The organism is Microcoleus pseudofavosus SVA1_A4, assembly GCF_036700565.1.
In the GTDB taxonomy this organism is placed as follows: Bacteria; Cyanobacteriota; Cyanobacteriia; order Cyanobacteriales; family Microcoleaceae; genus Microcoleus.
This window is the reverse complement of sequence record NZ_JAUBPE010000054.1, coordinates 1-12,253: the sequence shown is the minus strand read 5'-3', so window position 1 is coordinate 12,253 and position 12,253 is coordinate 1. Positions and strand designations below refer to the sequence as shown.

General features: G+C 44.5%; 13 protein-coding genes and 2 pseudogenes. 3 read left to right on the top strand and 12 right to left on the bottom strand.

The features are described from left to right. Positions 1-181: 181 nt before the first annotated feature. The 11 genes and pseudogenes from QUA02_RS21495 to QUA02_RS21450 all read right to left on the bottom strand — a co-directional run bounded on the left by QUA02_RS21495 (position 182) and on the right by QUA02_RS21450 (position 7,011). Positions 182-496, bottom strand: a complete 315-nt coding sequence (locus QUA02_RS21495; RefSeq protein ID WP_333030461.1) for a hypothetical protein — start codon at positions 494-496, stop codon at positions 182-184. A gap of 86 nt (positions 497-582) precedes the next feature. Further along, on the bottom strand, positions 583-996 hold the full coding sequence (locus tag QUA02_RS21490; RefSeq protein ID WP_333030458.1) for a DUF6876 family protein: 414 nt from the start codon (positions 994-996) through the stop codon (positions 583-585). A 58-nt stretch (positions 997-1,054) separates the two neighbouring features. Beyond that, positions 1,055-1,360 (bottom strand): hypothetical protein, encoded by a 306-nt coding sequence (locus QUA02_RS21485; protein WP_333030456.1) that lies wholly within the window; start codon positions 1,358-1,360, stop codon positions 1,055-1,057. A 94-nt stretch (positions 1,361-1,454) separates the two neighbouring features. Then, positions 1,455-1,832 (bottom strand): hypothetical protein, encoded by a 378-nt coding sequence (locus tag QUA02_RS21480; protein ID WP_333030454.1) that lies wholly within the window; start codon positions 1,830-1,832, stop codon positions 1,455-1,457. An 84-nt stretch (positions 1,833-1,916) separates the two neighbouring features. Continuing rightward, positions 1,917-1,979 (bottom strand): annotated as a pseudogene (locus tag QUA02_RS33690) (hypothetical protein); the annotation flags it as partial. After that, positions 1,955-2,416, bottom strand: coding sequence for a hypothetical protein (locus QUA02_RS21475; RefSeq protein ID WP_333030451.1), 462 nt, complete (start codon positions 2,414-2,416; stop codon positions 1,955-1,957). The gene QUA02_RS21475 and the pseudogene QUA02_RS33690, both read right to left, overlap by 25 nt. Before the next feature lie 298 nt (positions 2,417-2,714). Next, positions 2,715-2,903, bottom strand: a pseudogene (locus QUA02_RS21470) (AAA family ATPase); the annotation flags it as partial. A 75-nt stretch (positions 2,904-2,978) separates the two neighbouring features. Continuing rightward, complete coding sequence (locus QUA02_RS21465) at positions 2,979-3,506, bottom strand: HNH endonuclease (RefSeq protein ID WP_333030449.1); 528 nt, start codon at positions 3,504-3,506, stop codon at positions 2,979-2,981. Positions 3,507-4,000: 494 nt separating this feature from the next. Further along, entirely contained in the window at positions 4,001-5,005 is a 1,005-nt protein-coding gene (locus QUA02_RS21460; protein ID WP_333030447.1) for a Ycf46 family AAA ATPase, read from the bottom strand. A 276-nt stretch (positions 5,006-5,281) separates the two neighbouring features. Next, the gene (locus QUA02_RS21455) at positions 5,282-6,577 is read right to left on the bottom strand and encodes a hypothetical protein (RefSeq protein ID WP_333030445.1); all 1,296 of its coding nucleotides are present in this window, start codon (positions 6,575-6,577) and stop codon (positions 5,282-5,284) included. Positions 6,578-6,765: 188 nt separating this feature from the next. Beyond that, positions 6,766-7,011: a helix-turn-helix domain-containing protein gene (locus tag QUA02_RS21450; RefSeq protein WP_333030444.1), complete on the bottom strand. Its 246-nt coding sequence runs from the start codon at positions 7,009-7,011 to the stop codon at positions 6,766-6,768. A 268-nt stretch (positions 7,012-7,279) separates the two neighbouring features. Between QUA02_RS21450 and QUA02_RS21445 the strand changes: the two genes are divergently transcribed. From QUA02_RS21445 to QUA02_RS21435, 3 genes are read left to right on the top strand one after another with little or no spacing between them, the layout of a single operon-like run. Continuing rightward, positions 7,280-7,528, top strand: coding sequence for a hypothetical protein (locus QUA02_RS21445; protein WP_333030443.1), 249 nt, complete (start codon positions 7,280-7,282; stop codon positions 7,526-7,528). A 22-nt stretch (positions 7,529-7,550) separates the two neighbouring features. Continuing rightward, positions 7,551-10,970 (top strand): virulence-associated E family protein, encoded by a 3,420-nt coding sequence (locus tag QUA02_RS21440; RefSeq protein WP_333030441.1) that lies wholly within the window; start codon positions 7,551-7,553, stop codon positions 10,968-10,970. Beyond that, positions 10,967-11,140: an NblA/ycf18 family protein gene (locus QUA02_RS21435; RefSeq protein ID WP_333030440.1), complete on the top strand. Its 174-nt coding sequence runs from the start codon at positions 10,967-10,969 to the stop codon at positions 11,138-11,140. The genes QUA02_RS21440 and QUA02_RS21435 overlap by 4 nt, the downstream gene beginning before the upstream one ends. Positions 11,141-11,341: 201 nt before the next feature. Here the strand turns inward: QUA02_RS21435 and QUA02_RS21430 are convergent. After that, on the bottom strand, positions 11,342-12,253 hold a 912-nt coding region (locus QUA02_RS21430), incomplete at its 5' end, for a site-specific integrase (RefSeq protein WP_333030439.1).

The window sequence follows — 12,253 nt, the reverse complement described above, 5'->3', positions numbered from 1 at the left end:
GTCGCAAATACCGGGTTTCTGGGCTTCCATCCGAAGTTTTAATATCAGTATCGTCAATATCAATTGTTACACTTGAAAAGTCTGGATACGATCGCCTCAAAGACCAGGGCGAACGCATCTAAACTTTATGTTAACAGAATCTGGTATATTGGAGAAGAACTCTTGAGTACCGACAAAACATTTAATTAGAGTTTACCTGTATGAAACTCAAACCCGACTCATTTTTTTCAAGAGGTTCCTTAGCTAGATATCGCAGAAATTGCAGCAATTCATCTCCCAGAAAAGTTGTGATGTGGTGAATCATGCGACAGGCAATTGCCACATAAGCTTTTTTTTCTAACATTGCATTCACCCAAATCTCAACTGCAAAGTCAGCATTTTTGACATGGTTAGTAATTGCTTCAGCAAAAATTGTATCAACTTCTGCCTGTAATGCTGCTAATAGTTTGTGCTGTTCTTTGAGTGTCAGTTCAGAAATTAATTCGCTAGCGGTCATTCGATTTGATCCAAATATTAGTTGAGTGATGCAGTGCGAAAGTGTGTCCAGTCTCCAGAGTGGAGAACTGGACAGGCTTTTACTACTTAATTTTCGTCTGGCAACAGAAGGATTTTCTCTTGTAGAAAAAGCTTGATTTCTTTCAAGGGAAAATCAGTAAAGGGTATCTGCTGAATTACGGCAGGTTGAGTTTCTTTGGTTGGTGTATCTTCCCAACAAGTCAAGACAGCAGAATTGCTTCCTTTGGGCTTAATAAACTCATGTGCATCTCCGACATGAAGGAACCAAAGTTGAAACTCTCTCAGCCTTTGCATCTTTTGAACTTTTGGCTGATGGGAGGCGATGGCATCAATCAACCAATAGCATTGAGCATTTTCAGCCAAGTATTTGACTCCATCGGTGTAGTGAATTCCAAGCCAATGTTTGTAATATTGCTCAGTTCCACCAAAGTGTTTCAAATTCTTCGACAGTGTTTCAGCATCCATCTTTACTTTTGACATGATCTGACTCACAAACTCAAAACATCACTTCCTTACAGCGAAGCATTACACGACTATTTCAATTTTCTGAACCTTTATTTTCAAATGCTTCAGCTAATTTGTCATCGATCGCAAAGGCAATAATTGCGATGGCACCTGCTATAGCTGCTTCATTTCCAGCTTTAGAAGCTTCGAGGAAAGTAGGAATTTCATCTTTGTTAGTAAATAGTTCGTTGACTATTGATAAAGCATTTGTGTTGCCAGCAACGGCGCTTGTCCAAATCATTGACGCAAATGCCCAACTATTCATTACTTGTTTTTGACCTTCATCAGTCTCGATTGTTTCCAAGCTTGATAGGGGATGAATGAATTCTTGAGGGTTCATATTGGATTTTGGAGCTGCAATGTCTTAGTCTGATCTGATATCGGATAACGTTCAAATAAATCCCCGCAAATCTGTTGCGGGGATTCTGAAATAATTAATTTTCGTCAACTTCAAGAGGTGAAAGATGAGAGTAAGAAGTGGAATGGGTTTCAGTTCGATCGGCAATGCTGGCAGATTTAGCGCCCGATCGAATTGCCCAAGTTTTCAACTCGTCAATTTGTTGCTGAGCAATCCGCGCTAACGGTACGCACCCGGTAATTGCTATGGTCAAATCTCGCTCTGTGAATTCTCTCCCGGCACTGAACGCGGTTTGCATTGCATCATAGATAACTTGCTCAATCTCCGCACCCGACAGACAAGGTGACTGACTTGCCAGCATTCCGCAATCGAAGTCTCCCGACTTCACTCGCTCTGGACGGACACGGGTGAGGTGAACTCGAAAAATTGCCTCCCGCTCTGTGAGGTTTGGCAAATCAACCCAGAAACATTTTGTTACTCTCCTCAGTTAGAGGAGGGTGAGGTCATTTCTGCCTCACTCTCCATATCGCTATAGAGTTCAGACTATATCTTCACCTTTGGAGTAAAAATGAACTTTCATGTGGCAGGAACGACAAAGAGTTTCGAGATTTTCAAGATTGTTATTAGGTTTCTCTTTCCCTTGTCCATTTCCATCTTGTGATGAACTACTAAGTCTTCACTAGCTTCACACAAAACACATTTAAAGCCATCTCGCTCAAGTGCTGCTTGTCGATTTCCGTTGAAGTGCTTTTCTTCTCGGATAAGCCTGAGTTTGTCAAGGTTTTCAGAGTGGTTATTATAGTACCGCTCTAACTGATTTTGACAAAACCTTTCAGGATTATTCCAGTAAGATTTACTAGCAGAACGAATATGTTCCTCACGAAACTTTGGATCGGAATGGTATTTTTCAGTTCGTTCCGAAGAAAGTTTTGCTCTTAAATCAGGGTCAGATTGGTATTTAGCTCTCCGTGAAGCGTTTTTGCTTTCACGTTGTTCAGGTGTTACCTTTTCCCAGGAATAAGAGCCGTAGCACTTCAAACAGAAACCTTTGCCTTTGTGACGAATCTCTACAGTACCGCATCGTTGACAGCATTGATAGTTTCTTGACCACATATCTAAAACATCAGAAGATCATCATCACAAAGCGAAGCATCAAAGGGCTCGGCGTGTAGTCGTTGAGGGGTCAATCACGACTTCCCTGCGGGTTGTCTGCAACTTGCTGATTTTTACCTTGAAAATTGTGCTGATTAACACAGGTACAGAAGTATTCTCAGAGTTTCTCGCATATAGCCAAGTTTTTCACTGGTTCTTACGAAGCCAGGGAGACTATCGGGTTAATCTCATCAATGCGTCCTTTCCGAATCAACTCGGCGGGGAGGACTTCGGCGCGGTTCGCAGTCATGACCACAAACACTGGCGCGGTCTTTTCTTGCATCCATGTCAACAACGTTCCAAACACCCGCTGGGAAGTGCCGGAATCTCCATCCATGCCAGACGTGATGTTGGCGAAGGCCTTGTCAATTTCCCTTTGTGTTACGCCTACCTCGGTTCCAGGTAGGCTCTTTAAGTTTCCCCAAAGAGCAGAACATATCATAAATTATTAACTCCTTTTACGTTGATAGCGATCGCGTCGGTGACATTTTTCACACAAGCCATTACCCTTGTGCTTAATTGATGTTGTTTGACAAGATTGGCAACAAAGATAACCAAAAGACCATTGTTCAAGAGGTTTAATCCGAGGGTTCGGATTTTCTTCTCTTCTTGCAGATAGCTGGTAACAGTTAACACAAAGTCCATTAGCGCCGTAGCGTTTTTCATTTGTGTTGCAGTTAATGCAGCTACTGTAGTTCTTTGACCATCTATCTAAAGTCTTATGCTCTCTGGCATGGCAGGCACGGCATAAAGTTTTGAGATTTTCTAAATTGTTATTGGGATTCTTAGAACCTCTGCCATTTCCATCAATGTGATGAACTACTAGGTCGTCAGGAGTCCCGCAGCAGGTACATTTGTAGTTGTCACGTTGTAATGCTGCTTCACGATTTCCATCAAACCAAAGTTTTTCTCTCATTGTTTTGTTTAACTTTTTGCCACCTCGTCTCTCGTAAGAAGCTTGTTTGATAGCTTTCACTCTATCAAAATTCTGTAGAGAATAATGATTGTGATAGCAATTCAAACAAAGTCCTTTTCCCATGTGTTTGCGATCGGTACGTTGGCAATTTAGGCAACAGTCATGTTGGCGCGACCAGCGTTTTGGCTTAGTACAAGATTGAGAGGCATTTGAGAGAGTCATATTCGGATAAACCATAATTCATCCGATCCCAAAAGCGAAGCATTTCTTGACCTGACCTTGACCTGACCTTGAGCTTACAAAAACAGTTTGAAGTTAATAATCCCCGTGCGCTTCAGACTCCCTTGAGTCCTACGTCTTGCGACTGTTCGTTGAACCTTCCCCATGCCTCTATGTTTATGTTTGAGTTTATGTTTGAGGTTTAGGGGCTTGGCTGCTGATTGCCACATATTTTAGAATTTTCAGACCGTCACGCTTGCCATTTCTGATTACGTTGTGGTTTCTAAAACTTCGCGGTTTTCCAGCAATTCACACGGTTTAGACTGGACTAAAATTTAATCCAGCAGCAAGCAGCATGGTGCGATCGCCTCCGCTAACTTAATGACCTGTCTGATCCGGCTCTCGCTTTCGCCGACCATGCTGCCAAAGACTCGACCGACATCGAGGCGCAGCAGCGGGAGTTTCCATTCAGAAGCGATCGTCTTGGCTAGCAGCGACTTACCCGTTCCCTGAATGCCGGCGAGCAGTACCCCCTTGGGATTGGGCAAACCATACTCACGGGCTTGGTCACTGAAAGAGTGCGATCGAACTGTTACCCATTGCTTGAGAATTTCGAGTCCGCCAACAATCTCCAGACCTGATTCAAGCGGGATAAATTCTAGGATTCCCGTCTCGCGGATTGTTTGCCGTTTCTCCTCGATGACGGCAGCTAAGGCAGTATGATCTACTTTTCCTCGCTTGCCTCGCGCCAAGCACTTCGCCAGGACGCGGGATATGCGACAGCGAGTCAGCCCCTGGCAAGCTTTGACAAACTGCTGCCGCTGTTCGGCGTTGAGTTTGAGATCGGCGGGTGGAACCAACCGAGTGAGCAAGTTCGATATCTCCTCGATGCCTGGTAAGGAGATGTCCACCACCGTCGTTTCTTCGCGCAGTTCTTGCGGAATTCTGAGTTGGTCGGAGAGGATGACGAGGCAGCGACGGTCACGGGCAATTTGCCATGCCAGATTTTTCAGTTCGCGGACGATCGCTAATTGGTTCATTGCTATCTGTCCGTTGGCACCGGGGGCAATGAGCGTTCCCAAATCCTTCATCACGAAAATAGTAACCTGCTCCATTGGCGGCGCTTTACTGATGCGCTCCAGTGCTTGCATCGGATTTCCCTTGCCCGTGGCATTATCTGTCCAGCCACGTGCAAAATCCCAGAAATAAATTTGTCCCTCTACCCCTGTGACCACTTGGCACAAGATTTCTTCTGCTGGTTCTTCTTCCGGGCTCACTACCCACAGCAAAGGAAATCGTGCCAATAACATTAGCTGAATTTCTTTTTTTTGATCTATCATGGTTTATTACTGATTACCAGTTGCTAATTACTCTCTACCAGCACTGATTCGTACTTAATCCCATATCAAGTGATTTACCGAGCTAGTACGCAATCGAGCTTTTAAATCACCAAAATTGCTACAGTCTTGGGCTACCCACCCAAGATGATTAGACCTCTAACAATACCCATTCTCCCTTCTAAGCTTAGTAACAGTAACAGCAACTGTTACTGAGCTTTTTGTTTCTGTTTTGTTTCTGTTTTGTTTCTGTTACTGTTACTGAGTTGAGCCAGTTACTCATTGAGCCACAGCAACTTTTTGCTTTTTGTTTCTGGAAACAGGTTCAACAGGCTTAGCTGGATGTTCAACCGACTCAGAGTTAACAGGGTCAGAGTCAAAGCCAGAATCAGAGTCAGAGGCAGAGTCAGAGTTAACGGGTTGTAAAAGAGGGTCAACAAAGTCTGAAACTGCTTCAGGGAGTAGTTCTGGAAGTATTTCAGGAAGTAATTCAGATTGAGATTCAGATTGAGAGACGGGAGTGTTAGCCAGAGCAGCTTTCAAGATTTCAATTTCTCTGAGAGCTTCAGACAAATCAGCATGGAGTGTTTCATTTTCGAGCATGATCTGGTCACTGATGCTCAGCTCATCATCTGAATCATCTAAAATTCGATCGACTTGTAAAGCGCCACTAACTTTCTGTTGACTTTGCAGGTTAGTGATTGTTGTCGAAGCTTCTTTAAGTTGAGCTCTTAGCTGTTCTATTTGAGATTCTAGGACTTGTTTCTCACCAACTTGTGATTGCAGAGCTTGGATTTGAGAATGGAGACTGGACACTTCTCGTTCCCGTGCTTCGATTTGTCCATTAAGCTTAGATATCTCACTGAGTCGATCGCGAGAAGCGGTTTCAAATTCAGCAACTTCTATCAGACGTTTTTCAGCAACTGACAATTTTGCTAGTAGCTCATTACGTTCGGCTTGAATCAAATCTAACTGTTGACGGAATTCTTCAGAATCTGTCAACTTTTGCTTGTTGAGATTCATGTACGCTTCCCTGAGCTCATTGCGCTGGCGTTCGTACTCCGCTTGATAAAACTTCAACTCCATTTGATTTTGAGGAAAATCTTTGAGTTGGTGACGCATCAACTCATTTTCAGCAGCTAACTGTTTCATCCGATCGCCACTCACACTCGTATCTGCTTTTTGATAAGCCAAACGATAGCTAGCGATCGCCATTTGACGAGAAACTGTCAGATATTCTTCAGGAATGTCTGACTCTTCTAGCAAACCATCATCCGCAGCCTCTAAAAGTGCTGTTGCTAAATCCTTCTCTGATTTTCCCTCTTTCATCAGTGACAGATTATCTGTCCGCCATTCCTTGACCAATTTGCACACAATATCGGTACTCCCTCCGATACCGTAAATTTCTTTGAGGGCTGCGTTGACACTGCGGACTGCTACCCCTACACGGTTTTTCTGGAGTACAGCGCACGCAAAATCCACCATTTCTCGGTTGATTCCTGTGTATTGTTGAGCGCGATCGAACTCAAATCCCGTTAAATCAAGGCTTGTAAACGTTGTCGGTAATTTTGGCATAGGTTTGGGCTGCTGTGGGGTTAGGACACGGCGTACCGTGTCCTACTTGGCTATGAGCTAATCATACACTTTAAATACGATTTACGCAATACGCATACCGTATGTAAAGGACAGCCGCTAAGCCCATAGCTGGCTCAACAACTGTACCCACCAGCTCAAATAGCTTTTAAATTTAGACAACACAAAAGCTAATGAGAAATTAGCCTATTACCCTCGAAAGCCTCTATCAGAGCATCTATATCACATTGATAGACCTCCATCATCCGCTTGATCTTAGAAGGTGGAATATGGGGAACCTTGCCGGTTTCCCAGTTACTAAGGGTTGCTTCACGGATACCCAAAAGCTCCGCTACCTGCTTCTGGGTTAAGCCCAAATTTTTACGAAGATTCACGGGGGTTAAAACTCGCTGTTGTTTTTTTTCGACTATTGCCATATTATATAAATCTTACGATAAGCGCAATACGCAAGTCGCAAGACAGCTAAGTACTAGCGATCGGGCTTGATTTGAGCGTCAGCCCTGTCGCCACCACTATTTTGGCAGTCTTCTCAACAAATTCATCCAGAATCCTGAACCCAAAACCACCCAAAAAAACACAGCTTTATGTGCAGCTACAGTTTTCCTTCGTATAAAAAGCTGATTGTTGCCTGTGACAAGCTGCACCCGCAAAAAACTGTCTCCTGAAAATCAAGGACGGAGTTTTATGACTAACGGATGGTGCCGATCGAACTACCACAAGGACGGTAAACGGCGTTGGGGTAGTTTGACGAAGGGTTTGTGTTGCGAATGTGAATGCGAAACCAAAACCGGAAAACAACAAGTAGGTGACGACAAAGGCAAAATCATTCGATTGCAACAAAAAATCGTGGATTTGGAGCAAGAGCGCGATCGGCTTGACAAAGAAGTCGATCACGCTCTTTCTCCAAATTGCAAACTCTCATCAAATCACTGAAACAATCAGGAGTAACAAAATTATGAGAATAGATCGTGAATTGGTTGAAAAACATCTCCATTATTTGGGATATCAACCAGGTGAAGCTTTTTTGAGATTTTTCTATCACAGTTCGGACGATCGTAAAAAAAAGGACAAAGGTCGCAAAGAAAATGGTGTGGACTGGGAAACAATAGAAAATCATCAGACAGACGGGCGCGGGGTGTACATCGTGGTTAATGGTGCGGGCGGAGGACACACCGATCCTGACATCACACAATGTTGCGCCATTTTTTGTGAATGGGATGATATTTTGCTAGCTAAACAATTTGAAAAGTGGAGGGATATAGGTTTCGTTGAACCAACATTCACCATATTTAGTGGTGATAAGTCGATGCAGCCCTACTGGCTTTTTGATGAGCCGATCGCACCGGAACAATGGCGGGAACTGCAAGTGCTTCTGATTCAAGTCATGGAAGCAGACGAGAGCAATAAAAATCCCAGTCGTGTTTTTCGGCTAGCGGGTGCGTGGCACGTTAAGCCCGATCGCGAACCCGTTAAAACCGCTTTTGTTGAAGAGTCCGGCACTCGCTACAGCTACAGTGATTTGCGCTCACGGCTCCTCATTCTCTATCAAGAGTTCCTGGCTCGGAAACAAAGAGAGCTCGAACAACGCCAAAAGTTACTCGCTCAGCAACAACTCGAACTGCAACAGCGCCAAGATTTGCCTGCTACGATGCGCGAAGCGCCTCGCCCGTGCTACGCATCCGCATCCACGCCCACACCCGCACCTGTATCCACATCCGCCATCAGTAGTAGCAATGGTTCTGCCACGGCAACTGCGACACTAATAAGACCGGAGCAAATATCTCAACGGTATAAAGAGCTTACTGTTCCGGTGCCGATGCCAATTTCCCTACAGTGCGCTCTTGGGAAACCTAATAAGGAATTTTTGAATGGGGTAGCGACTCTCCGCAATACCTCAATGGCAACACTGGCACGGGACTTGATCGGAGTTCAATCCGAGTTCAGCCGATTGGGACAGATAACCAATGAGGATGCCTACACTCTGTTTCTTGATGCTTGTCGGCGTTGTTCCCCCGGCGGTGGCTGGGATGAACAAGAGTGGGAGCAAATTTGGAATTCCGCAGTTAAGTCGAACCCGATCGCCAGCATCTCAAAATATTTTAGTGACGGGATTGAGAGCTGCATCAAAGGTGAATACTGGCGATTCCTCAAATCTCTGCAACCTGACCATTTAGTTTCGCGAATGGAGGCAGAGGCAGAATCTGATTTGGGTAACTCTCCTAATTCTGCTACTAGCTCTGATTCATCACCTGAATTTAATATTTTAAATTCAGATGACAAAATGATGCAGGATTACCGAAAACTTGTTAGAAAATTTGGCAAACGACTTCGATTGAATAAACTCAGCAAGCGAATCGAAATTGATGGTAAACCAGTGTCTCTCGATCGAGTGCGAATTCAACTCGCTATCAAACACGGAATTCTCGTCAAATCTAGTCGCGAAGATACTCAAGATATCCTGACAGAAATAGCCGTGGAAAATCAGTATTCACCGATCGAGGAGTATCTAAACTCTTTGCCACCAGCAGCCGATACTTCGATTTTAGATAGTTTGGCCCAAAAATACTTTGGTGTTAACGATCCAATTTATGAAATGTTCGTCCGAAAAACACTCATTGGTGCTGTTAAGAGAACATTTGAACCAGGATGCAAAATCGACACAGTTCTGATTCTGCAAGGGAAACAGGGCTATAGAAAGTCCACTTTTTTTAAGATACTTGCGGGAGGCAAATACTTTGACGATTCACTAGGAACTGTGTCTGATAAAGATGAAAGACTCAAATTGCACCAAGCTTGGTTTGTTGAATGGGCGGAGCTGGAAAGTGTTTTTAGACGGCGCGATGTCAGCGCAACCAAAGCCTTTTTATCCACCGGGACAGACAAAATTCGACCGCCATATTGCCGAGATATTGAAGACTTCAACCGACCCAGCATCATTGTCGCAACCACCAACAAGCAAGAATTTCTCGCTGATGAAACAGGCAACAGGCGATTTTGGATTATCCCGGTCAAACACCGGATCGATACCAAATTGCTCAAGCAAGAACGAGATGCGATTTGGGCTGCTGCAATGCTGGCTTACAAATCTGGCGAAGAACCTTGTCTTGACTACGAAAATGAGGAAACTGCCGAACAGGTTGCTCAAGAGTTTCAATCATCAGATCCCTGGGAAGATGTCATCGAAAATTACATCGAGCACCGCGAATATATTCGGCTTAGCGATCTGCTCACTCATCTCCAAGTTGACCTGAGTCGGCAAGAGCGATCGCACCAGATGCGCTGTTCCGCCATCCTCAAGAAATTTGGCTGGGAGCGAGAATTTCGATCGATATCCAGTAAGCGAGTTCGAGTTTGGTGCAAAACTGAACCTGAACCCGAACCTGTCTCCGTTCCCGAACCAGTCCTCGAAAGTGAGCTCGATCAAATCCCTGTTGAGCTTGCTGATCGACCTCAAAATTTAAAAACCCCCTTAAAAAGGGAGGTTGATCGCGAGGATGATCACCTTGCTACACAAGGATTTGATCGACCTGATCAACCTGATCATCCTATTTCTGAAAAAATACTAAATTCAGATCCGACCTCAGATCCGATCGCTGATTCAACATCGAATTCAACTTCAGCTCCGACCGTAGATTGGATATCTGCTTTGGCAGGCAGTAATTCCACGGAAACCTCATATTTTCCTAGTTTTGGGAATAAGGTTGATCAGGTTGATCAGGTCGATCAATCCTTTACACAGCAAAGTGATCAACCTAGCGATCGACCTCGGAATTTGGAGCCATTTTCAAAAAATGAGGTTGATCAGCAGCCTCAGCAAAACGACGAAACAGGGGATTTGGTCGAATATATTCGGCTAGCCATCGAAGCCGGCGATCGAGAAACAGCTCTTGATATTCAGACCATCCTCAAGGAAGTTTGCAGCAAAGGTGCTGCCGATCGTCAAAAAGTCTGGAATTCCCTTACCGCTGATGAAAAAACTGCTTTTACTGCATTGCTCTCAGACCCGACACCAGAGCTGATACCAGACCCGACACCAGAGCTGATACCAGACCCGACACCAGAGCCGACACCAGACCCGATCGAATCGACAATGCCAATAGTAGAACCAGCAGCTATCGGTGGGGCAATAGAAGAGGCAAATAAGAGTGAAGGAATAGATGAGGAGGATGCTCAAAAACTGAGAGAGATAGCAACTATTTGGTGGAATGAATACTACCCAGAACAACTGCAAAATCTACTGACTCAGATGTATGGATGGAAAGCGCCAGGGGCTAAATACAGTCAGGAGGCGATCGAGCGCTGGCTAGAAGGAGAGGACGCGGTTGTGCGCGATCGAATTGGTCAATTAATCCAATTAAAAGGCACACAAAAATGAAGAAACTCGAAGTAGAGCTAACCCTGGAACAAGAGTTTAAGCTCAAAATCTATGCAAGTCAGGTTCAGTCTCTGTCGGCCGAACAAGCACGGATTTTATTGGTGGAGATAATGCGCCAAAACACGATCAAAGACAACGTGATAAAAAATTTACTCTTTCCCTCAAAATGAATAATTTCTGTGATGCAAAGACTGCTTGCCTAATTTTAAATTGCAGTGAGCGAACTCTTATCCGATACAGACAACAAAACAAACTTATAGAAGGGATTCACTGGGGGCGCAATCCTAGCGGAAAAGTTCTCTATAATTCTGTTTTGCTGGATCAATTAATAAGTTGCAATGGGGATATAAGCCATCCAGACCATCAAAGATTTATGGAGAGGTATCTGAGCGATCGACCGGAGAATCAACCTCTGAAACCAGGTCGGAAAAAGAGGACAAAACAGGGAGCAAATCGGGTAGCCGTGGTGGGTTAACCAGTCCAGCATAGTTTTCATAGAGCGTTCTGACATCATGGCCGGTGAGGGCTGCGATCGAAACAGGATTCATGCCAGATTCCAAGCCATGCGAAATTAGCGTATGTCGGGTATTGTAAGGTTTTCGATAATCAATCCCCAATTCAGCGAGTGCTGGTTTCCAGTAGCGGTTGCAGAAATTTTTAGCATCGATCGCGGCTCCTTCGACACTGGTAAAAATCGGGTCATCTTTTTGAGCGCTCTGCCAATTTTCAGGTCGGCGATCGAGAAGTAGTTTTTGCAATCGGGGAGTTAGCGGCACCGTGCGGTCTTTATTCCGCTTGGCAGCTTTGCGGTTGCCATTTTTGAGAGTTTCCCCGATCCAAATTCGATCGCACTCGCTCGAACAGTGTCGCCATCGTAAGGCGGCGGCTTCCCCAGTGCGGAGTCCTGTCCCAAATTTAAATTCCACATAGTCAAGGAAGTGTTTCAAATGTGGGGAGGAACGAAATTTCTGAACGATCGACTCAATTTCCTTCAAAGTAAAAGGATCTGGGCGCTGTTTTGGTGGAACTGAAACCTTAACTTCGTCCCAAGGATTTTCGATAACTAGCTTCTTTTTCTGGCCCCACTCCCAGCAAGCGTTCATTAACACAACCCTTTCCCGTACCGTCACGGGTTCAAGTTTCTGTGTTTGTCCCAACCAGTCTCTAAATTTCTCAGCAACACTTTCAGAAACAGAAACACAGGTTTTGTTTTTGAAAAACACAGAAACGTGTTTTTGTAATCCAATATATTTAGCAAGAGTAGCAGGTTCGATTTTACGGCG

Excerpts from the sequence above, each read along its gene's own strand:
- QUA02_RS21495 (WP_333030461.1), bottom strand. The coding sequence starts at position 496 with ATGACCGCTAGCGAATTAATTTCTGAACTGACACTCAAAGAACAGCAC.
- QUA02_RS21490 (WP_333030458.1), bottom strand. The coding sequence starts at position 996 with ATGTCAAAAGTAAAGATGGATGCTGAAACACTGTCGAAGAATTTGAAA.
- QUA02_RS21485 (WP_333030456.1), bottom strand. The coding sequence starts at position 1,360 with ATGAACCCTCAAGAATTCATTCATCCCCTATCAAGCTTGGAAACAATC.
- QUA02_RS21460 (WP_333030447.1), bottom strand. The coding sequence starts at position 5,005 with ATGATAGATCAAAAAAAAGAAATTCAGCTAATGTTATTGGCACGATTT.
- QUA02_RS21455 (WP_333030445.1), bottom strand. The coding sequence starts at position 6,577 with ATGCCAAAATTACCGACAACGTTTACAAGCCTTGATTTAACGGGATTT.
- QUA02_RS21450 (WP_333030444.1), bottom strand. The coding sequence starts at position 7,011 with ATGGCAATAGTCGAAAAAAAACAACAGCGAGTTTTAACCCCCGTGAAT.
- QUA02_RS21445 (WP_333030443.1), top strand. The coding sequence starts at position 7,280 with ATGACTAACGGATGGTGCCGATCGAACTACCACAAGGACGGTAAACGG.
- QUA02_RS21440 (WP_333030441.1), top strand. The coding sequence starts at position 7,551 with ATGAGAATAGATCGTGAATTGGTTGAAAAACATCTCCATTATTTGGGA.
- QUA02_RS21435 (WP_333030440.1), top strand. The coding sequence starts at position 10,967 with ATGAAGAAACTCGAAGTAGAGCTAACCCTGGAACAAGAGTTTAAGCTC.